The sequence below is a fragment of the Vibrio sinus genome (assembly GCF_023634645.1).
Taxonomy (GTDB): domain Bacteria; phylum Pseudomonadota; class Gammaproteobacteria; order Enterobacterales; family Vibrionaceae; genus Vibrio; species Vibrio sinus.
The window spans coordinates 26413-49203 of sequence record NZ_JAMKMR010000011.1 but is presented as its reverse complement, the minus strand read 5'-3'; the positions used below and the strand labels follow the sequence as shown (position 1 = coordinate 49203).

19 protein-coding genes are annotated in these 22791 nt (G+C 44.4%); 6 read left to right on the top strand and 13 right to left on the bottom strand.

Translation table 11 applies throughout. From position 1 onward, the window contains the following. Positions 1-10: 10 nt before the first annotated feature. From lpoB to hinT, 4 genes are all read right to left on the bottom strand, one after another. Positions 11-601: a penicillin-binding protein activator LpoB gene (gene lpoB / locus M9194_RS12725; protein WP_250613045.1), complete on the bottom strand. Its 591-nt coding sequence runs from the start codon at positions 599-601 to the stop codon at positions 11-13. Between the two features lie 73 nt (positions 602-674). After that, positions 675-1064, bottom strand: a complete 390-nt coding sequence (locus M9194_RS12720; protein WP_250613043.1) for a YcfL family putative periplasmic lipoprotein — start codon at positions 1062-1064, stop codon at positions 675-677. Next, complete coding sequence (locus tag M9194_RS12715; RefSeq protein WP_250613041.1) at positions 1061-2458, bottom strand: COG3014 family protein; 1398 nt, start codon at positions 2456-2458, stop codon at positions 1061-1063. The genes M9194_RS12720 and M9194_RS12715 overlap by 4 nt, the downstream gene beginning before the upstream one ends. Positions 2459-2617: 159 nt before the next feature. Further along, entirely contained in the window at positions 2618-2968 is a 351-nt protein-coding gene (hinT, locus tag M9194_RS12710; protein WP_250613039.1) for a purine nucleoside phosphoramidase, read from the bottom strand. Positions 2969-3258: 290 nt separating this feature from the next. Between hinT and M9194_RS12705 the strand changes: the two genes are divergently transcribed. Further along, a complete protein-coding gene (locus M9194_RS12705) occupies positions 3259-4428 on the top strand; it encodes a Card1-like endonuclease domain-containing protein (RefSeq protein WP_250613038.1) in 1170 nt (389 codons plus the stop codon). Between the two features lie 88 nt (positions 4429-4516). Here M9194_RS12705 and fadR read toward each other — a convergent pair whose 3' ends face one another. Further along, positions 4517-5356 carry a fatty acid metabolism transcriptional regulator FadR gene (fadR, locus tag M9194_RS12700; RefSeq protein WP_250613036.1) on the bottom strand — a complete coding sequence of 280 codons (840 nt, stop codon included), beginning with the start codon at positions 5354-5356 and terminating at the stop codon, positions 4517-4519. A gap of 750 nt (positions 5357-6106) precedes the next feature. On the opposite strand from fadR, the gene nhaB reads away from it, so the two are divergent. Further along, on the top strand, positions 6107-7696 hold the full coding sequence (gene nhaB / locus M9194_RS12695) for a Na(+)/H(+) antiporter NhaB (protein WP_250613034.1): 1590 nt from the start codon (positions 6107-6109) through the stop codon (positions 7694-7696). 81 nt (positions 7697-7777) lie between these two features. Continuing rightward, positions 7778-8311, top strand: coding sequence for a disulfide bond formation protein DsbB (gene dsbB, locus M9194_RS12690; RefSeq protein ID WP_250613033.1), 534 nt, complete (start codon positions 7778-7780; stop codon positions 8309-8311). 63 nt (positions 8312-8374) lie between these two features. Here dsbB and M9194_RS12685 read toward each other — a convergent pair whose 3' ends face one another. Further along, positions 8375-11239, bottom strand: coding sequence for a DNA translocase FtsK (locus tag M9194_RS12685; RefSeq protein ID WP_250613031.1), 2865 nt, complete (start codon positions 11237-11239; stop codon positions 8375-8377). Between the two features lie 240 nt (positions 11240-11479). Continuing rightward, positions 11480-11974, bottom strand: a complete 495-nt coding sequence (gene lrp, locus M9194_RS12680) for a leucine-responsive transcriptional regulator Lrp (RefSeq protein WP_250613030.1) — start codon at positions 11972-11974, stop codon at positions 11480-11482. 156 nt (positions 11975-12130) lie between these two features. Here lrp and ald point away from each other — a divergent pair, with 156 nt between their 5' ends. Continuing rightward, positions 12131-13255, top strand: a complete 1125-nt coding sequence (gene ald, locus M9194_RS12675; RefSeq protein ID WP_250613028.1) for an alanine dehydrogenase — start codon at positions 12131-12133, stop codon at positions 13253-13255. Positions 13256-13367: 112 nt separating this feature from the next. On the opposite strand, the gene yfbV is transcribed toward ald, so the two are convergent. Beyond that, complete coding sequence (gene yfbV / locus M9194_RS12670) at positions 13368-13820, bottom strand: terminus macrodomain insulation protein YfbV (protein ID WP_250613026.1); 453 nt, start codon at positions 13818-13820, stop codon at positions 13368-13370. Positions 13821-14183: 363 nt separating this feature from the next. On the opposite strand from yfbV, the gene M9194_RS12665 reads away from it, so the two are divergent. After that, complete coding sequence (locus tag M9194_RS12665) at positions 14184-15383, top strand: acetate kinase (RefSeq protein ID WP_250613025.1); 1200 nt, start codon at positions 14184-14186, stop codon at positions 15381-15383. A gap of 125 nt (positions 15384-15508) precedes the next feature. Continuing rightward, positions 15509-17659, top strand: a complete 2151-nt coding sequence (pta, locus tag M9194_RS12660) for a phosphate acetyltransferase (protein ID WP_250613023.1) — start codon at positions 15509-15511, stop codon at positions 17657-17659. Between the two features lie 71 nt (positions 17660-17730). On the opposite strand, the gene M9194_RS12655 is transcribed toward pta, so the two are convergent. The 5 genes from M9194_RS12655 to oppB form a co-directional block, all read right to left on the bottom strand. Then, positions 17731-18678, bottom strand: coding sequence for a glutathione S-transferase family protein (locus M9194_RS12655; RefSeq protein WP_250613021.1), 948 nt, complete (start codon positions 18676-18678; stop codon positions 17731-17733). Between the two features lie 191 nt (positions 18679-18869). After that, complete coding sequence (gene oppF, locus M9194_RS12650; RefSeq protein WP_250613020.1) at positions 18870-19862, bottom strand: murein tripeptide/oligopeptide ABC transporter ATP binding protein OppF; 993 nt, start codon at positions 19860-19862, stop codon at positions 18870-18872. After that, complete coding sequence (locus M9194_RS12645) at positions 19859-20830, bottom strand: ABC transporter ATP-binding protein (protein WP_250613153.1); 972 nt, start codon at positions 20828-20830, stop codon at positions 19859-19861. Before M9194_RS12645 ends, oppF begins: the two co-directional genes overlap by 4 nt. 17 nt (positions 20831-20847) lie before the next feature. Further along, a complete protein-coding gene (gene oppC, locus M9194_RS12640; RefSeq protein ID WP_250613018.1) occupies positions 20848-21750 on the bottom strand; it encodes an oligopeptide ABC transporter permease OppC in 903 nt (300 codons plus the stop codon). A 15-nt stretch (positions 21751-21765) separates the two neighbouring features. Beyond that, on the bottom strand, positions 21766-22686 hold the full coding sequence (oppB, locus tag M9194_RS12635) for an oligopeptide ABC transporter permease OppB (protein ID WP_250613016.1): 921 nt from the start codon (positions 22684-22686) through the stop codon (positions 21766-21768). Positions 22687-22791: the final 105 nt, after the last annotated feature.

The following is a 22791-nucleotide window of genomic DNA, read 5'->3' as shown; positions in this document are numbered from 1 at the left end:
GCATCAGTGGTTAGAAACCAATCAGAGCTCGACTTTCCTGTTTGCGTATTTGGGTCTCATCGGCCCATTCGATTAGACCCGTTTTAAGATCCATCAAACGCATGGTCATTTTGTAGTACACGTCTTTGTCATCGCCATTACTTTGAACGATGCTAGACAAGTTACCATACAGCATGTACTGAGCACCGACCATGTTACCGAATTTGATCGCTGTATTTTGGTCCACCAACTCATCGTGATTTTGGAAGTTCAACTGCTTACGAACGTCGTTAACACGGCTCATATCGACAAAGCGGAATTTACCTGAGTTCAGCATTTTTGTACTGATTGAATCAGTAATGGATTCCGTATCAATATGTTGGCTGGTTTTGTTCTTAATGCCGTCAACAAACACAATTGGACGATTGTTCTTAGTAATCGCAGCGATGGATGGCGACATCAACATGCTATCGACCATGTTATTGGCGATTTTTTGTAAATCGGTTGAGTTAAAGTCCACAGACGTTGTATCTACAGCATTCGGATCTTCATAAGTGACTTTATTGGTACAGCCACCAAGAAGAACAGCCAAGCCAATTAATGCAATAGCACTTTTTTTCATATTGGTGGTTCCTCAGTTTTCTAATTTATTAATCATAATATTAAGACGCATCATTTTACGATATAAACGCCCATTAATCATTCGCTTCTCGTATTTGAAGTCGGAACTGAGTCCCATTCGGGTTCAGAGTCACTTCAGACAGAGAGACCGTTTCGTCGCCATAAACGATAGCTTGACGCCATGGTCCAGCATTGGTGTTAACTTCTAATCCTTGGTCGTTATACCAAGAGAATCGATACAAGATGTGAAGGTTGGCCTTATAGTTACTGGTTAGTCTCACAACGCCACGAGCACGTCCATCCACTTGTGTCGTTGAAATATCATTAACGATTAGCCTAGATCCAAGCACCTTATCTCCAAATAAGACCTTATGAGTCTGCCCATCAATTTGTAACCCGGCTGTGTTTTGCGCACACCCAGTTACCAACAGAGCAACCACGATAAAAGTAAGCCACTTTTTCATTCCAATCTTCCTAGTTGTTTATGCCAAATAACCGCGCTACCACCTTGGCGTGATATCCAAACTAACACCGTATGGCCCGCTTGCACATTGAACGTATATTTATGCCCGCCAGCATTAATACTTTGCTCACCCGCTTCCACAAAGCGACTCGCGGTGTACACATTCCTTGGCAACGTTTGCCAGCTGCGAGTGTCTGCTTGTTCGGTAAATGTATTCCATAAGTTTAGAAGCAAATTACTGATGTCCCCTCCCTTGGCCGCTGCTTCACGTCGAATTTGATCTTTCGCGTATATGCGTAAAATTTGACGAATGATGATGGTGGGCAGTCGCTCTGACAAATCATTTTTAGCCATAGCGTTTACATCAGCTAACTTGTCAGCAGGAAGCGATTGACCATTTAAGTTCAGTGGTGCGAAACGCTCCGGCGTATCTTTCGGGTAGTATGGCAAAGACAAGGAGTAAATAGCGCCTCCAGAACTGCTGGCCAAAGGCACAGACAGTTTCCACTCTTGCCTTGCTTCAACTTCCCCTTCTTCCTCAATAACAATGACTCGAGCCTGATCTTTTTGCATTTGCTTGGGCTCGCCATAGCGCTTGATAAGCAACTGTAAATCTTGGTTCATGCCTGCCATGTTAGCAACTCGAATCGTGCCGTTAATCACCTGTTGGTTATTTGGCATCACCGCCAAAGCACGACGGTAATCCACGTAGGCATCATTCAAGTCACCCGAAGTTTCATACAGCAAAGCCGACAAATAGAACAAGTATGCATTTTGTACTTCGCCCAACACTTTCCCTGCATTAGGGTAATTCGCTAGCACACTTCCTAAATTGGGTGAAATCCCCTCGCTTTGCATTTGCTTCTGCGCCGAACGAAGTTCACTCGCCCTATCTTGCCTAGCTTTCATTTGGACTTGGTTAGCTTGCCTCATCTCAACCAATGCGCCAGATAAGTCATTCTTATTGAGATAGTTTAGTCCAAGATATAAATGTAAAAAGCCAAGCTCGTAGTCCGCTGGCTGATATTGGTTTAAATTGTCATTTGCCGCTAACGAACCAATATCCGTGGCCGTGTCGGATATGGATATGACTGGCTGGTTTTGCAATTTCTTAACGGCCTGATCGCTCGCCTTCAAACTGGACATACTTTGCGGGTACTTTTTATCTAGATAATACACACGCCCTCTTTCCATGTTATCTAAAATAGGGCCTGCGATGTTATGATCAGGTAAAGCATCAACTGCTTTGTTGTATCTGCCAGCTTCTACCGCTTGATAGACGTCTTTGTTCTGAGCACTATAATGACTGAAAAGATTTCCAGCTGACATATTGGCACAGGAAGTCAGCAACATAACTGTAGACATCGCCGCGACGAGTCGAATGGATTTTCGCACTATAGCTTTCCGTTCTTTTCTGAAGATCTTAATTTGCCCCATAAACCTAAATTTTAGCCTACTTGGGGATAATGCAAACGGTCAACACGCCCATTTTAAGACGTGTTGACCTTTGTCGTGATATTGCCTGTTTGATTACAAAACAAACCATCCAATTCGTTAGTTAGATAACATTGGCCCTAAAGCTCTACCACCAACTAAGTGCATATGAATGTGGTAGACTTCTTGACCGCCATGGGCATTACAATTCACTAATAGGCGATAGCCGTCTTCTGAGACACCTTCTTGCTCTGCAAGTTTCCTTGCAACAGTAAACATTCTGCCCATTGCTGCTTCATCTTCAAGCGTCACATCGTTAACCGTCGGAATAAGTTTGTTAGGAATTATTAAAATATGAGTTGGTGCTCTTGGGCTAATGTCTCTAAATGCCGTCACCAGTTCGTCTTCATACACGATATCGGCAGGGATCTCTTTGCGAATAATTTTACTAAAGATAGTTTCCTCAGACATAAAATGCTCCGTTACACTTTTAAATGATTGCCGCCAGTATGCTTGAAGGTGGCAAAAAGCTCAATAATATCAATGCGCGGGTATAAGTCAGCGTGCTGTAAATATGGCTAGAATTCTTCAAATATTCTCCATCTCACCTTGTTTTTGGGAATTTCATCGCTATATCGTCATAAGGGTTATTTTATTACCCAATTAACCTTATATGCAGAATTTCAAATGAAACCTGCTGATTTAACCCAGTATCATAGCCCCAGGTTTAGGGCCTACATGCCCAATAATGAGGTAACGTTATGACCATTCATGTCGGTATTATTGATTCAGATCCTATTCGCTTGGTAACGCCACTGCTTGATAATCGAGTAAAGAGCACGCAAATGATCTTCATAGGTGACAATAGTCAAAAAGAAATATTTCACCGGTTAAGCCAAGTGCTTTCGCGTAGGAGCATTCATTCTGAGTTTTTCGAAATACCTGAAGACGCAAGTACCTTACATATCAAACGTTCGGCCCAAGAGCTCGCGAAAAAGCTTGGGCAACTAGATGATGAAGTGATTCTCAATGCAAGCTGTGGCCTACGCCATAGGCTACTGTCAGTTTATGACGTGTTTCGAGACCACCAGTGGCCTGTTTTCGTCGTAGAGCCCAACAGCGACAAGTTCTGCTGGTTATATCCAGAATCTCGTGCAGAAGGCCAAGTCCAAGATAAAATCACCATCGCGGATTACTTGACAATCTTTGGCGCTAGAGGAGAGTTTAACAACCAAGAACTGCCAGCTGAGCTGAATGATCGGTTGCATTATATCGGCCAGAGATGGGCGAGTCAGGCCCTTGAACTAGGACCAGGTCTTGCGACATTGAACTACCTTGCAACCACCTGTCGTAAAGAACAAAAACTGAATGTACAGCTCACAGAAAAGCAACAAGGTTACAAAGAGCTAAACCAGCTCATTACTGATCTCGTTAACGCCAATATCGCAACGTATGCCAAAGGTGTCCTAACGTTTGCAGATGAAAACGCTCGCCGCTTTTCAAACGGTGAGTGGCTTGAAAACTTAGTTCACAATACCGTTAAGCAAGTTCAGCGCAAAATGCCCACGATACAAGACCAATCACTGGGCGTTCAGGTGTACCGTCAGCTAGGTGATCGAGAAGTTCGCAACGAGCTTGACGTAGCCTGCGTCGTAAACAATAAACTGCATATCATTGAGTGCAAAACCAAAGGGATGCGCGATGATGGAGACGATACGCTATATAAGTTAGAGTCACTTAGAGATCTTCTTGGTGGATTACAAGCAAGGGCAATGTTGGTTAGCTTCCGGCCTTTGAGGTACAACGATATCACTCGGGCAGAAGATCTTGGTTTAGCCCTTATAGGGCCAGACGAGTTAGGCGATCTAGAATCTCATCTAACACAGTGGTTTTGGGCGGCGGAAGGCCATGAAAATGAGGAGTCTCATTAAAATATTAAACCCCATCGCTTTAACAAGCGGTGGGGTTTCTCATTTCAATTCTATAAAGTGGGCTATACCGACCTAAATGACAAACTCTTTAACTTTCATCTTCAGTGAAATTAGTCGGTAAGGTCTTTTTCATTTTGTTCCATATCTGGGAACTTTCCATACCATAATGACGAACAACAAGAGGAAGCTTCTCTCGTTCTCCCGAACGACAGACATCAAGTAGCTCTTGGTAAAACGTTAAAGCCAGAGAGCGGGCCGTTTCATCAGAAAAGTAGTAACTCCCTACTCTGTCGTACAGCTTCTTCAGGCCATTAAAAATTAAGCCGTAGATTTGATTTCCGGAATGAAAAGCGAGTCGTTGAAACAACATATAATCATAAAAATTGAATGTCTTAGCAATTAAGTTCGATTCACGTTTCTCAGGGTCTTTTTCCCCGTCGTCGCTGACATGCTGCGAAATTTTATCAGCATAAGGTGATGATTCCATGAATGAATCCCATGATTCCGCTTGCAACAAGGCTTGGCAAGACTCAATCACATTCACTATCGTGCGCTCGGAGCTTTCTGGATTGGTTTTGAAGGCATAACGCATAAAAATCGGGCTAATATTTGCGCGAGCGGCGAGGAGATCTTCTACGATAGCAGTGGCATTATCCGCATCTAGCGTCATCAAGGTATCAAGGATATGAAGCCCAGAAGTTTCCATAAACTGATTCACTTGCGTTGGTTTACCGTGGCGAATCGTCAACCACCCATCACGAGCTAGCCTCTGTAATACTTCTCTTAGGGTTGTACGAGTCACACCAATGAGTTCAGACAGTTCTCGTTCAGCTGGTAAAATGGAACCCGGCGGGAAACGACCATTCCATATACTCTCAATAATGTATTTTTCTGCAAATCCAGCCGGACTTTTTGCCTTTATGACCATTAATTACTTTTCCAGTTTGTTATATACCCAAGCAACCTGGCTTCAACGGCGTCAGGTTGCTTGGGTATAAGGACCTAATACAACTCATCATACCACTAGTTTGGCACGATAAAAATAAAATGCATAAAAACTTGTATTACACAAAACAAAGATTCTAAGAAAAATTCGTTTTCTCATTGACACTATTTGCTCTATGAGTTTCATTTCATCAAATTTAATATGAACAACACCTCATAAAGTGTCTTAACAATAAAAATCATCTTATTAGCATCATAAATCTGCTGATTTTATTCTCACTTACAATTAAAAATTATTAAAGACAGTCAATTATGAGAAGATCAACTAGTGTAGAAAATAAATGAGCTCTGCATCAAGTTTGCATTTTTACCGTCAATTAATGCATATAACTTAAATCACCCGCTAATTTTCTCCCTTTCAGCTTAAAATCGGCAAAACGTCTACGAAAAAGGTGTGAAATCGCTGTATCGATCTCGTTTCGCAACAAAACCGCACTCAGATTCAGCCCTGAACTGAGATTACTATTGACTCTATCACTTTCATCAGTACAGTTTGCGCTGAGCAAGGAGCGCTTGTCATTAATTTTCAGGGAAGCACTGCACAGCATCGTCCCGACAATGCTCGTTTTTCAAATTGAATGTCTCGCTGTGCAGCAGTTATCTAGTGAATCGACTGGATAGAACCCGTAAATAATGCAGGCCATGTTTGGTTTAAACAAGAAGAGTATTATTTATGCCGATGTCACTCGGAAACGCTTTTGTCAAAAATTTTCTTGGCAATTCACCTAACTGGTATAAAACGGCCATTGTCGTATTTCTGGTTATCAACCCTATCGTTTTCCACATCAACCCGTTTGTTGCTGGATGGCTGTTAGTCATAGAATTCATCTTTACTCTAGCCATGGCATTGAAATGCTACCCACTTCAACCTGGTGGCTTGCTGGCAATTGAGGCCATTGCCATTGGTATGACGAGCCCCGAGCAAGTAAAGCATGAATTGGTTGCTAATATTGAAGTACTACTGCTACTAATTTTTATGGTGGCAGGCATCTATTTTATGAAGCAGCTTCTTCTGTTTATTTTCACGAAGATCTTACTCGGTATACGTTCAAAAGTTCTACTGTCACTTTCATTTTGCTTTGTCTCAGCATTTTTATCCGCTTTCTTAGACGCGCTGACCGTGATTGCCGTGGTCATCAGTGTCGCGGTAGGATTCTACGCCATCTATCATAAAGTCGCCTCTGGCAAAGGCAGCACAACATCACATGATCACACACAAGATGAACACCTTTGCGATTTAACTCGTGACGATTTAGAAAAATACCGCGCCTTTTTACGCTCACTCTTGATGCATGCGGGCGTTGGTACTGCTTTAGGTGGCGTGATGACCATGGTGGGAGAACCACAAAACTTGATTATCGCTGATCAAGCTGGATGGCAGTTTGGTGACTTCATTATACGCATGGCTCCTATTACCGTCCCTGTGTTTATCTTCGGCCTTATCACTTGTGTCTTAGTCGAAAAATTTAAAGTGTTTGGTTATGGTGCAGAACTACCAAGTAACGTTAAAAAGATTTTGGTCGATTTTGACAACGCGCAGAAAAAATCACGGACAAAGCAAGATGTTGTGAAATTGTATGTGCAGGGAATCATTGCTGTTTGGTTAATTGTTGGACTGGCTCTCCATTTAGCGGCGGTGGGGCTAATTGGACTCTCTGTCATTATCTTGGCCACCTCTTTCACTGGTATTGTTGAAGAACATCAGATTGGTAAGGCATTTGAAGAGGCATTGCCTTTCACTGCGCTTCTGGCGGTTTTCTTCTCAATCGTCGCAGTCATCATAGACCAGCACTTGTTTGCTCCGGTCATCGATGCGGTGCTAAACGTAAAAAATGAAAGTGCTCAACTTGCGCTCTTCTATGTGGCGAATGGATTACTATCAATGGTGTCGGACAATGTATTCGTCGGAACGGTTTATATTCTTGAAGTCAAAGAGGCGCTAATTCAAGGCCTAATATCACGAGAACAATTTGACTTGCTCGCCGTGGCAATCAACACCGGAACCAACCTTCCATCTGTCGCGACACCTAATGGCCAAGCCGCCTTTCTCTTCCTGCTTACATCCACGCTAGCCCCGCTGATTCGTTTATCTTACGGCCGAATGGTTATCATGGCATTGCCCTATACCATCGTTTTATCCATTGTTGGCTTTATAGGTATTCTGTTCTTTATCGAACCCATGACCGCCTATTTTCAACACATTGGCTGGATCTCTGATGTGACCTCAAATGCGCTAGAAGCAACCAAAGCAATAGGTCATTAGAAAAATGATTTGAATATCCAGCCAATACAAGATAAAAAGCTCTGATACATCAGAGCTTTTCCATTATTAAAGGGACAATTTGTGACTTTACTTTCATCAATCAAGCAATTTTCTAAACGTCGGAGTTCTTGGGCACTTTTACTTTTCTGCGCATTATTAATCGATGGCACCGCCCTTTACTTTCAACATGTCATGCAACTCACTCCATGTGTGATGTGCATCTATGAAAGAGTAGCCGTGCTGGGTATTGCTTTAGGCGCACTGATCGGGCTAATTAATCCCAAGAATTCGTTTTTTGTTTGGTTAGGTATGATCGTATGGGGCATTAGCGCTGCGAAAGGACTGTCTTTATCTATTGAGCATGTTGGCATGCAGCTTCATCCAAACATTTTTGCAACGTGTAGCTTGATTCCTGAGTTCCCAAGCTGGCTTCCATTGCATCAATGGTTCCCTTGGATGTTTTCCGCTGGCGCTCAGTGCTCTGATATTAAATGGCAATTCCTAACATTATCTATGCCTCAATGGCTTATCGTAATATTTGCAGGCAACCTTGTGGCGCTGGTCTTGGTCTTTGTTAGCCAATTTACTCGTAAAACTGGATTGACCTTCCGCTAAAGATAATTTGGCGCGAATAAAAAACCCCGCGGATTTTTCGCGGGGTTTTTCGTTTCTGGCTGGTTAGTTCATATCTCTGCCCGGCGCTGGCGCTAACACCTCTCGGTTGCCGTTATGACCCGGTGCGCTAACGATGCCTTGCATTTCAAGCTGCTCAACAATTCTCGCGGCGCGGTTATAACCAATCTTAAATCGACGCTGCACGCCAGAAACTGAGCCTCGTCGCGTTTCTACTACGTGCTCAACCACTTGATCAAACAATGGATCCATTTCTTCTTCTGTCTCCATTTTCTCACCCGGTAACAACGTCTCAGGGGACTGATCACCACTGGTTATGCCATCGACATATTCCGGTTTGCCACGTGCTTTCCAGTTATTCACGACCGCATGAACGTCATCATCAGAAGCAAACGCGCCGTGAACTCGCACGGTATGACTCGAACCAGGCGGCAGATACAGCATGTCACCCATACCTAACAATGACTCAGCGCCACCCTGATCCAAAATGGTTCTGGAATCGGTCTTGGTTGACACGGTAAAGGCAACGCGAGTTGGAATATTTGCTTTGATAAGACCAGTGATGACATCCACCGACGGCCTTTGTGTTGCAAGAATCAAATGAATACCCGCAGCACGGGCTTTTTGTGCCAGCCTAGCAATAAGCTCTTCCACTTTTTTGCCGACTACCATCATCAAATCAGCAAATTCATCAACGATAACCACGATATAAGGCAGGTTTGTCAGCAATGGCGCTTCTTGATCCATACTATCGCCTTCTTGCCATAAAGGATCATGGATAGGATGCCCAGCTTCTGCTGCCATTTTCAGCTTATCGTTAAAGCCTTTGATGTTCCTCACACCCAGTGCTGACATGAGTTTATATCGTCGCTCCATTTCACCGACACACCAACGAAGCGCGTTTGATGCGTCTTTCATATCGGTGACAACCTCTGAGAGCAAATGTGGGATCCCTTCATAGACTGAAAGCTCCAACATCTTAGGGTCAATCATAATAAACCGAACTTCTTCCGGTGTCGCTTTGTACAGCATGCTCAGAATCATCACATTGACACCAACTGACTTACCTGAGCCTGTGGTACCTGCGACTAACACATGCGGCATTTTTGCCAAATCAGCAACCACAGCGTCACCGGCGATATCTTGCCCAAGTACTACAGTAGTTGGAGACTTAGCATCTTCGAACTGCGGGCTGCCCACCACATCAGAAAAGTACACGGTCTGACGACTCATGTTAGGTAACTCTAACCCAACATATGGTTTACCTGGAATGACTTCGACCACCCGCACTGCCATAGCAGAAAGAGAACGTGCTAGATCCATCGACAAACTGGAAATTCGGCTTACTTTTACACCCGGAGCAAGATCAAGTTCAAAACGGGTAATGACTGGACCTGGGAAAATATCCACCACTTCCGCGTGGATCTTATAGTCGGCTAACTTAGCCTCGACCAGTCTAGCTATGTTTTCTAGCGCTTCCCTATCAATAAAGTTTTCTCTTTTTTCTGGGTGATAGAGCAATTCAAGCGTCGGCATCGGCTCTTCAGGCACAGGAAGGTCAGCTTCTTTTTGCATCAAGAACGGGTTTTGTTTTTCTTTAACCGCATTTTTCGCTTCCGAAACCATGTCTTGAAAGGCTTGTACATCTGCATCGGTTTCCGAGCTTCCTATTTCTAATGGCTCTTCTTCAATATCAAACGATGAAATCACTGGCTCTATGTGCTTATCATCAGGTTCAATCTGGTCTAGTTGAGTGTCATCAAAAGCTGGTTGTTCAGCGTCGTTTTCAATATTCCAAGGTGTTTCTTCAATGACAACTGGCTCTTGAGGCGTAATTTGCGACTCAAGATCTTGATGAATACTGCTTAGCTCTTCGTTGTTCAAAGGATCGACAACCGCTAGGTTTTCTTGAACCGCAGCGGCTCTCTCAAGCTCTTCTATCGTTGCGGTTAAATTTTGTTTACCAAGATCGACCTCTTGGCTCACCACCTCTACGGCAAACTCGTCAGGAGCTGAATCTGTTCCAGTTTTCAAGAAATTTGGTACTGACTCTTTTCTCTCTTGCTTAGACGCTTCAGGAACATGAATATTAAATTTGCGCTTAGACGTCCCTGCTGACGAAGTAGATTCCATCAACGGATCGACGGCTTGCCTCTCTTCGAGAGCAGGCTCTTCAGGCAAACTGTTTTGTTGGTTCGAATTCTCTAACCAATCATCTTTAGCGACACCAATATTATGAATCGGCTCTATCAGCTCATCCTGCTCTCCTCGGGTCCGGTTGACCAGAGAAGTAAGCCCACCAATCGCCTTTTCACCTAACCACTCTACCACTCTCAACCAGGAGATGCCTGTAAGTAGAGTAAATCCTGCCCCCCACAAAAAGAGAAATACTAAGGTGGAGCCCAAAACATTGAGAGTGGGTAAAGCAAGGTTAGTGAGTACATCCCCTATCACGCCACCGGATGAGAAGTACCAGATATCGTTGGCGTTGATATTCGCGAGCCCACAGCTTGTAAGGACAATAATAACTAGGCCTAATACTCGCGTACCCCAAAGCATAAAGTCTATTGGTTCACCCGAGTCTTTTTTTCTGTAGTACACCCAAGAAGAGATGATCAACAAAAATGGGACAAGATAAGCTAGCACGCCAAATGTGAAAAATAGCGTATCGGCGACATAGGCTCCAACGAAGCCTCCGGCGTTTTTTATATGCATGCCCCACGCAGTTTGAGACCACGATGGATCGGCTGGGCTAAAAGTGAGAAGCGCTACAAGTAGCAACATGGAAATCAGTACGGCGAGAATCAGCCCGCACTCTTTAAGGCGTTGCGAACCATTTAAACGGAAAGGACGAGGCGCTTCACCCGTTTTGATGGTAGTTTCGATTTTATTCTTGCTCTCTTTGAACATAGGTTATTGAATCATCCGCTGACACCATCCCTTATTAAGGATAGGCTCTGTTAAATACAATTTGAGCAGCTAAGGCCTACTTCTTTCTATTCAATTAGTTAAAAAACACTAATTAGTCAAAAAAGAGGCCCTTACGCCACTCAGAAAGATTTAAACATATCAGAGTCCAAAACCCAATTACCAAAAGTCAGAATATAGAAAGGTATTTTCAGTTTATGGCTAGTGGATTCTATGTAGGCCCTAACGGGTTCGAATCACTAACTGGTTGGTCTGCTTGACTTCTTCCATTACAACATAAGTCCTAGTGTCGTTAACGCCAGGTAAACGCAACAATGTGTCTCCCAAGAGTTTACGATACGCGCTCATGTCTGATACACGAGTTTTTAAAAGATAATCAAAATCACCCGAGACTAAATGGCATTCTTGAATATCATCAAGCTTTTGGACGGCTGTATTGAATTGCTCAAATACATCTGGCGCGCCCCGATTTAAGGTAATTTCGACAAATACCAATAATGATGCATCGAGATATTGAGGATTGAGAAGCGCCGTATAGCCTAATATGTAACCTTGACGCTCAAGTCGACGTACCCGTTCTAAACACGGAGTTGGAGACAAGCCGACACGCTTTGAGAGTTCCACATTGGAGATTCGACCATCTTTTTGCAACTCATTTAGAATATTGCGATCGATGCGGTCAAGATCTTTAGACGGCTTTTTATAGTTGTCTACCATTTTTTATTCCACCTTATAACTTCCTTGCAAAAAAATATACTACAATTTTTTAATATTCAGTATCAAATATCGCCTTTCAACTACTATACTAGATATTAACTCGATAAAAATACAATATAAACAGTTAATATAACCAGAAACTATTAAGGAGTCAGGATGATCATTGGCGTACCCAAGGAAATCAAAAACCACGAGTACCGTGTCGGCATGATCCCAGCAAGCGTAAGAGAGCTTGTATCACTTGGCCACCAAGTCTACGTTGAAACCAAAGCAGGTCTAGGCATCGGCTTCTCAGACGATGATTACATCTCTGTCGGTGCATCCATTCTTCCCGCTGCTTCTGACGTTTTCGCCAAAGCAGACATGATTGTAAAAGTTAAAGAGCCGCAAGCGGTTGAGCGCGCTATGCTACGTGAAGGGCAAATATTATTCACTTATTTGCACCTTGCACCGGATCTTCCACAAACAGAAGACCTGATTAAAAGCAAAGCTGTCTGTATAGCCTATGAGACTGTAACAGATAATGTGGGAAGATTGCCACTATTAGCCCCAATGTCTGAGGTAGCGGGCAGAATGTCTATTCAAGCCGGCGCACAAACACTTGAGAAGTCTCACGGTGGACGTGGTTTACTACTTGGTGGCGTTCCAGGTGTAGAGCCAGCGAAAGTTGTGATTGTCGGTGGTGGTGTCGTTGGTGCTAACGCTGCAAGAATGGCGGTTGGACTTCGTGCTGATGTCACTATATTAGACAGAAACCTTGATACTCTACGTAAGCTCGACGAAGAATTCCAAGGACAAGCTAAAGTCGTATACTCAACTGAAGATGCAATTGAGAAACACGTACTTGAAGCTGACCTTGTGATTGGTGCCGTTCTTATCCCTGGTGCTGCTGCGCCTAAGTTAATCACGAAAGAACATATCAAACGCATGAAGACAGGTAGCGCTGTTGTTGATGTCGCGATTGACCAAGGTGGATGTTTTGAAACCTCGCACGCTACAACACACGCAGAGCCAACTTACATCGTTGATGACGTTGTCCACTATTGTGTTGCCAACATGCCAGGTGCTGTCGCTCGCACTTCAACTTTTGCTTTAAACAATGCGACATTGCCTTACATCATTAAACTGGCAAACCAAGGTTACCGTGAAGCATTGCTTGACGACAAAGGCTTCCTAGAAGGCTTAAACGTTATTCACGGTAAAGTAACGTGTAAGGAAGTAGCGGAAAGCTTTAACTTAGAGTACGTTGACGCTGAAAAAGCGATTGCAATGTTCAACTAAGTAAGTGGATTCATAATCCTTACTACTAAAAAACTCACACCTAGGTGTGAGTTTTTTTACATCGATACAATTCGTTAAGGTAAGTCCGCTAAGGTAATTCGCTAAAGTAATATTAGAACCAGCGTTCGAGTGAGGTTTTATCCAACTGGCGGAATGCGCGATTTAAGATATTGGCCAGTTCTTTGTAACAAGGCTTAGCTTTTGCAGGCTCTAGAGCAATGCCAGTTTCCGTGATCTTTTGGTGTATTTCTCGGTACCAACCAGCCAACGAAGGCGGCAGTTGTGTGTGGGCTCGATTTCCCAGCCACCATACACCTTGCAGAGGAAGACTGATCGCAAACAACGCAATCACCACGGTTTGTGGCATTGCGTGAACATTGTGAAATACCATTTGTGTTAACACGCTAATAGCCGCGATGGCTGGCATTACCTTAATACCAAAACGTGTTGCTTTGATAATTCTCTGTTCTGGAAAGAGCAGGTTGAGTTCCTTACGCATTGGCCATGAATCCATATACTTTTGGCCACTTTTTAAGCTACGTATCAAACCAACTTTATCAGTCATGTCCACCCCCGCCAGATATTTGGCTTGCTTTATAAAAAAAGTTGAATAACTAAACAAATGACGTAATGAATTACATTTATAGACAATTCATCAAAATTTTTTAATTTGCTCTATTTTTTGTTATATTAATCTATCAATAACCCACTATATGCGGGTATCTAATCTCATTGTTGCTTATTTTGTCAATATGAGCAACCTTGTGATCGATTTGTTAGGAAAACACTGGGTTCAGTTGCATAAGGTAACCTTTTTTTATATGGAGATAGAAGTATTTTTGACCGAGATTAAGTACAAGCTCACAAAGCCTTTTACTATTTCTTCAGTCTCTGTTTTGTTACAACCGATAATCACAGGTAGTCACTCATGTCTAAGCTAGTTTTAGTTTTAAACTGCGGTAGTTCATCTCTCAAGTTCGCTGTTGTCGATCCAAACACCGGCGACGAATACCTTACGGGCCTTGCTGAATGTTTACACCTTTCAGAAGCTCGCATCAAGTGGAAACTTGATGGTGGCAAACATGAAGCCCAGTTAGGTGAAGGGGCTGCTCATGATCATGCGCTAGCTTTTATTGTTGATGCTATTCTCTCCTCCAAGCCAGAACTTGCAGAGCAAGTCAAAGCCATTGGTCACCGAGTCGTACACGGTGGTGAGAAGTTTACCCAATCTGCGTTAATTAACGACGACGTTATCAAAGGTATTGAAGACTGCGCGACATTGGCACCTTTGCACAACCCAGCTGCAATTACTGGCATTAAAGCCGCGCAAAAGGCTTTCCCTGGTTTGCCAATGGCTGCTGTATTTGATACTGCTTTCCATCAAACCATGCCGGAGGAAGCTTTTTTATATGCCCTACCTCATGCTTTATATAAAGAACACGGTATACGCCGATATGGCATGCATGGTACTTCACACCTGTTTATTACTCGTGAAACGGCCAAACAATTAGATAAGCCTGAGCAAGAACTGAATATCATTAATTGTCACTTAGGTAACGGTGCGTCTGTATGTGCCGTGAAAAATGGTCAATGTGTCGATACTTCAATGGGCCTAACCCCTCTCGAAGGTCTCGTCATGGGCACTCGCAGTGGTGATATCGATCCTGCTATCGTTTTTCACCTGCATGACAACTTGGGTTACTCCGTCGATCAAATCCACACTATGTTAACCAAAGAGTCTGGTCTTCAAGGTTTAACAGAAGTCACCTCTGACTGCCGCTATGTTGAAGAGAACTACGGTACAAAAGAAGAGGCCACTCGTGCAATGGATGTATTCTGTCACAGACTGGCTAAATACATCGCAGGTTATACAGCAACACTGGATGGTCGCCTTGACGCAATTGTATTCACTGGTGGTATTGGTGAGAATTCAGGCCCTATTCGTGAATTGGTGCTCAATAGACTCGGCATTTTCGGCATTGAAGTCGACAGCGAAGCAAACCTTAAAGCTCGCTTTGGTGGTGAAGGTGTGATAACGACTGAAAATAGCCGAATTCCTGCTATGGTTATCTCTACCAACGAAGAGCTTATCATTGCAGAAGACACGGCTCGCCTGTCACAGATCTAATTCTTTTTTTGGCCAGTGCCCCCACACTGGCCTGATAATTATTTTAGGGGGCTCAACTTCAATTAAGATTTTTCGGTTTAGTCGAAGTTGAACATTATTTAAGTAAATCGTTAAGGTACTATAAGATGTCCCGTACAATCATGCTTATCCCTACAAGCACTAGTGTCGGTTTAACTAGTGTTTGCACGGGTGTGCTTCGCGCGATGGAGCGTAAAGGCGTCAACGTTTCTTTCTACAAGCCTATTGCGCAACCTCGACTAGATAATTCGAACCATCCAGATCTCACTTCTGCCATTATTCGCGCTACCAGCGACATAAAAATTGGTGAACCAACCACAATTGTGGAAGCAGAACATCTCATCGGTGCAGATAAAACTGATGTGTTGCTTGAGACTATTGTTGAGCGATTTAATAAAGTTCACAAACAGTCTGAAGTGACCTTAGTCGAAGGTATCGTGCCGACTCGCAAACACCCGTTTGCGACACAAATCAATGCTGAAATAGCGGCAACATTGGGTGCTGAGATCGTCTTGGTTGCCACCCCTGGGACAGACAACCCTATGCAGCTGAAAGAGCGCATTGAGGTCGCCTGTTCGCACTTTGGTGGTACTAAAAACAAAAATATCAAAGGCGTCATCATTAATAAGTTGAACGCGCCAGTGGATAGCGCAGGGCGTACCCGACCTGATTTGTCTGAGATTTTTGATGATTCCAATGAAGCGATTCACACCAATCTCGAGGTAATGCAAATCTTCAACTCGAGTCCAATTCGAGTGCTTGGCTGTGTACCATGGACCATCGATTTGATTGCCACTCGCGCCATTGACATCGCTACTCACCTAAACGCTGAAATCGTTAATGAAGGTGACATCAAGCAACGCCGTATTCGCAGCATTACGTTCTGTGCTCGTTCACTGCCACACATGCTACAACATTTCAAACCCGGCTCGCTTCTAGTCACATCAGCTGACCGACCGGATGTGATTGTTGCTGCCTCTTTAGCTGCAATGAATGGTGTCGAAATTGGTGCGATTCTTCTCACCGGAGGCTATGAGCTCTCTGCTGAAGTGCAACACTTGTGTCAGCCTGCGATTGATACGGGGTTACCTATCTTTAGAGTGGATGGCAACACTTGGCAAACGTCTCTTAATCTACAAAGCTTTAGCTTAGAAGTTCCGCCAGATGACAAAGAACGTATTGAGCTTATCAGCGAACATGTAGCTAGCCATATTGATGGGCCGTGGATCAACTCGTTAACCGAAGGGACTCAAGGTACTCGTCGTCTTAGCCCTCCGGCATTTAGATACCAATTAACCGAACTCGCACGCCAAGCTGGCAAACGTGTCGTGCTCCCAGAAGGTGATGAGCCACGTACTGTCAAAGCAGCATCTATTTGTGCAGAGCGTGGTATCGCACAGTGTGTGTTATTGGGTAACCCAGATGAAATACGTCGTGTCGCGGCTCAGCAAGGTGTGGAGCTTGGTGCAGGCGTTGAAATCATTGACGCAGAAAAAGTGCGCAATAACTATGTTGCTCGCTTGGTTGAGCTTCGTGAAAAGAAAGGCATGACGGAAGTCGTTGCTCGTGAAAAACTCGAAGATTCCGTTTTCTTAGGCACCATGATGCTTGAAAACGACGAGGTCGATGGCCTAGTTTCTGGCGCGGTACATACCACAGCAAACACCATCGTACCTCCGTTCCAAATTATTAAAACGGCCCCGGGCGTGTCGGTTGTCTCGTCGGTGTTCTTTATGTTGCTCCCAGATCAAGTGTTGGTCTACGGTGACTGTGCGGTTAACCCAGATCCCAATGCTGAACAGCTCGCTGAAATTGCGATTTCTTCAGCAGATTCTGCCGCTGCATTTGGTATTGAGCCTCGCGTTGCAATGATTTCTTATTCAACCGGTGAATCTGGCTCAGGCGCAGACGTAGACAAGGTGAGAGATGCCACTCGTATTGCGAAAGAAAAACGTCCTGACTTGATCATTGACGGGCCTCTTCAATACGATGCCGCCATTATGGAAAGTGTTGCTGCATCTAAAGCGCCAAATTCGCCAGTAGCAGGTAAAGCGACAGTGTTCGTCTTTCCAGACTTAAACACTGGTAATACTACCTACAAAGCGGTCCAAAGATCTGCTGATCTGGTTTCCATCGGTCCAATGCTACAAGGCATGCGCAAGCCAGTAAATGATCTGTCTCGTGGTGCATTGGTTGATGACATCGTCTACACAATCGCCCTAACCGCGATTCAAGCAGCACAAGCTGAATCAAAATAATGCTTCAGTGACGCACGAAAAAGCCCCTCAAGGAAACTCTTGAGGGGCTTTTATATCTTCATAATCTCGAATTAGTGTTCAAACTTCTGAATTCTATTATGAGGGCTATCTAAGTCTAGCTCTGGGCCTACAGGTACAATCTGAGTTGGATTGATTTGAGTGTGGCTAAAGTAGTAGTGACGCTTAATGTGATAAAAATCTACCGTCCCTTTTATGCCTTCCACTTGATACAGCTCTTTTAGGTAATTCTGAATATTCGCGTAATCAGATATTCTCTTCTTGTTGCACTTAAAGTGACCCACATACACCGCGTCAAAGCGAATCAGGGTAGTAAACAAGCGCCAATCTGCTTCAGTTACCTGACTGCCTGCGAGGAATCGATGGCTAGCTAGGTGCTCATCAATCTTGTCCAACGCATTAAACAGCGAGTCGTATGCTTCATCATAAGCACTTTGCGAGGTCGCAAAGCCACAGCGATAAACGCCATTGTTTACATTTGGATAGATAAAATCATTCCACTTATCAATTTCACCACGCAAAGCTTCTGGGTAATAGTCAGTGTCATTACCTGTTAAGCCATTAAACGCTGAGTTAAACATGCGAATAATTTCCGACGACTCATTGCTGACAATAGTATTGGTTTTCTTATCCCAAAGAACAGGGACGGTAACACGGCCTGTATAGTCTGGCTTGGCTTGAGTATACATTTGATGCATGCGAGTATGGCCAAACAAAGGTTCGGGCAACCCCATCTGCCAGCCTTCTTTTAAAACATCTGGGCAAACAACGGTCACGTCGATATGCGAAGTAAGCTGCTTTAACTCACGAAAAACAAGGGTACGATGGGCCCAAGGACACGCTAAGGAAACGTATAAATGATAGCGACCTGATTCTGGCTGGTATTTAGCACCAGGGGCATCTTCAATCCAATTACGAAAACCGGAATCTTCGCGTACATACTCACCATTTTTGGTTTTAATTACTGTGTCGTGCCAAACGCCTTCAACTAACTGTCCCATCTAACTCACCTAATAATCAATCGTTTAATTTAATACTGATTATAAGTAACGCCTAAAAGAGAATAAGCAGAAGAAGTTGACCTAGATGTTTCAATTTGTCGAATGAGATGACTAGCGCCTATCCATCAGACATAAAAAAAGCGCGACCCAGTTCAATAGTCGCGCTAACGCCTGTCACAGGCCAAACTTATTTATATATCAACAAGTAAACATGCAGCCGAGTGCTTATTTTCCCCTTTCATCACAGGTTTTGTTTTCGCACATTCATCGGTCGCTAATGGACAACGTGTTCGAAATACACACCCAGACGGTGGACTGATGGGTGACGGTAAGTCCCCTTCTAGCATCTCTATCTTTTTGTTACGCTCGAGCTTGGGATCGGGGATCGGCACCGCTGACATTAGAGCGCGCGTATAAGGGTGCTTCGGATCGGCAAACAGTGACGCCGCTTCCCCAAGCTCTACGGCATTACCTAAGTACATCACTAACACTCGGTCTGAGATGTGTTTCACCACCGATAAATCGTGGGCGATGAACACCAAGCTTAACCCAAGCTCTTTTTGCAGCTCTTTTAAGAGATTCACCACCTGAGCTTGAATGGACACATCAAGCGCGGATACGGGCTCATCACAGATGATCATTTTCGGCTTGAGAATCAACGCCCGGGCAATACCAATACGTTGGCACTGGCCTCCCGAGAATTCGTGAGGGTAGCGGTTAATCACGTTCGGCAATAGCCCCACTTTGGCCATCATTTCTTTAACGCGTGACTTCACCTCGTCTTTGGATAAACTTGGGTAGAAGGTTTTCAGCGGCTCAGCAATGATATCTCCAACCGTCATCCTCGGGTTTAACGAGGCCAACGGATCTTGGAAAATCATCTGAATGTCTTTACGGGTTTCTCGGCGCTGCACGTCTTGCATTTTGGTCAAGTCTTGCCCAAGCCACACCACTTCCCCGGCGGTGGATTCCACCAAACCAATGATGGCGCGAGCAAAGGTCGATTTACCACACCCCGATTCGCCCACAACACCTAAGGTTTCTCCTTCAAACAGCTGAATATTGACCCCATCCACCGCTTTTAGGTTCGACGGTTTGGCCCACGGCCACGCCGATTTTGATGCAATACTGAAGTGTACTTTTAAATCTTTTACATCGAGTAAGAGTTGTTTGTCTGCCATCATTTTGTCCAAGCCTCCCAATCAGAAAAACACGCGCGTTGTCGCCCATCACCAAACGGTGTCAATATCGGTGTTTCTGACTTACAACGGTCAGTCACACGATGACAACGCTCTTGATAAGGGCAGCCCGGAGGCAAACGGAGTAAATTCGGTGGGTTGCCAGGTATGGTAGGCAAAATGTCCCCTTCGGTATCTAAACGTGGGATGGCTTTCAGTAGCCCTTCGGCATACGGGTGGCTGGGGTTGTAGAAAATTTCATCCACCGTGCCGTATTCCATGGTACGCCCCGCGTACATCACCAGCACTTTGTCACACGAGCCTGCCACCACACCCAAATCATGGGTGATCATGATGATCGCGGTGTTGAATTCGCTTTTTAACTCGTTGAGCAAGTCCATGATTTGCGCTTGCACCGTCACGTCCAACGCCGTGGTGGGCTCATCGGCAATCAGGAGTTTTGGGCGACACAAGAGCGCCATGGCAATCATCACACGTTGACGCATGCCCCCTGAAAATTCATGCGGGAACATGGTAATGCGTTTGCGCGCTTCCGGAATTTTCACCGCTTCGAGCATGCGAACCGATTCTTCAAACGCTTCCGATTTGCCCATGCCTTTGTGTAGCATCAGCACTTCCATCAATTGGTCGCTCACCTTCATGTAGGGGTTGAGCGAGGTCATCGGATCTTGGAAGATCATCGCAATTTGCTCGGCGCGCACTTTATTGAGCGCCTTTTCTGGCAGGTTAAGGATTTCTTTGCCTTCAAAAGTGGCGCTGCCACTGATGATGCCGTTTTTAGCCAGCAGGCCCATCAAGGCAAACACCGTTTGAGATTTTCCCGAGCCGGACTCGCCCACAATCCCTAAGGTTTCCCCTTGGTCTAGGGAGAAATTTAAATCATTAACTGCGGTGACAATACCGTCATGGGTGGTAAATTCGACACGCAGATCTTTGACATCTAATAAACTCATCATTACTTCCTTTCTTATTATCTATCTTTTGGATCAAGCGCATCGCGCAAGCCATCGCCTAGGTAGTTAAAGCAGAACAAAGTCACGATCATAAAGGCTGCCGGGAAAGCCAACTGCCATATCGCTACTTGCATGTTGTTTGCCCCTTGTTGAAGCAACGCGCCCCAACTGGTCATCGGCTCTTGTACACCAAGGCCTAAGAAGGAAAGGAAAGATTCGGTCAAAATCATGTTTGGAATCAACAAGGTTGAGTAAATAGCCACAAGGCCAAGTACGTTAGGTACGATATGACGGGTGATAATCCGCCACTTACTCACCCCTGCAATATGCGCCGCTTCGATGAACTCTTTACCACGTAAACTCAGTGTTTGACCACGAACAATTCGCGCCATATCAAGCCAAGAGATGGCACCAATCGCAACGAAAATAAATATCAGGTTACGACCAAAGAAAGTCACTAATACAATGACCAAAAACATGAATGGGATAGCGTATAAAATTTCCACAACACGCATCATTAAACGGTCAGTACGCCCACCAATAAAGCCAGATGCTGCGCCGTAAAGTGTCCCGATTAACACCGCAACTACCGCTCCTAGGACACCGACCATCAGTGAGATTCGGCCACCCACTAGAGTACGCACATATAGATCACGCCCTAAACTATCGGTACCAAATAGATGCTGCCAAGACGGCGCTGCTTGCATGGCAGACCAGTTTGTTTCTGAGTAGCTGTATTGAGAGAACATTGGCAGGAAAATCACTGCCAATGTAATCAGTACCAATACAAATAGGCTGACCATGGCCGCTTTGTTACGCATAAAACGAATGCGAGCATCTTGCCACAGGCTTCGACCTTCAATCTCCAAGTTCTCCGAGAACTTTTCAACCGCTTCTAAGTTTGCTTTTTTAGTTAACATGCTTTTTACCTCAACCTAGTAGCGAATCTTCGGATCGATATATGCCAGCAGCACATCGACAACAGCGTTAAATATGATGAACAAGAAACCAATGATGATGGTGATACCCATTACTAATGAATAGTCTCGGTCAAAAGCGGCCTGTACAAATAGCTTACCGATTCCAGGAATACCAAAAATGGTTTCAATCACAACGGACCCGGTAATGATACCGACAAACGCTGGCCCCATGTAGGAAACAACCGGGAGCATAGCTGGCCTAAGTGCATGCTTAATAACGATTTTTCGATAGCTTAAGCCTTTCGCTCTGGCGGTGCGAATAAAGTTACTGTTTAGGGTTTCAATCATAGAGCCACGCGTGATACGAGCAATCGACGCCACGTAGAGCATGGACATACTCACCACCGGGAGCACCATATATTTGGCGGCCCCTCCCATCCAGCCACCTGCTGGGAGCCATCCCAGCTTTAACGCAAAGAAATAGATCAATATCGGCGCGATGACGAACGAGGGCATCACCACCCCTATCATGGTCGTCGACATCACGGAATAATCAAATATCGAGTTTTGCTTCAACGCGGATATGGTCCCGACGGACACCCCCAGCAATATGGTGAAAATAAAGGCCACCACCCCAATTTTTGCTGATACTGGCAATGCTGCATCAATCAGCTCATTCACCGTATAATCTTTGTATTTAAATGATGGACCGAAATCGCCTCTCACTATGCTAGACAAATACGTGAAGTATTGATCATACACAGGCTTATTCAGGCCATATTTGGCGTTAATATTTGCCATGACAGCAGGGGGCAGTGGACGCTCACTGGAGAACGGATTACCAGGAGCAAATCGGATTAAGAAAAAAGAAATAGTAATTAATACCAACATCGTCGGTATTGCTTCGAGTATTCTTGTTACAATGAATTTAAACATAAACTCACTCTTTATTTAGTCTGTGACAAAAATGGCGTGTAACAAGCCACTACATGCTAGAAATGATTAACATGCAGGGCTGATGCTACGATTTATATTTATAAT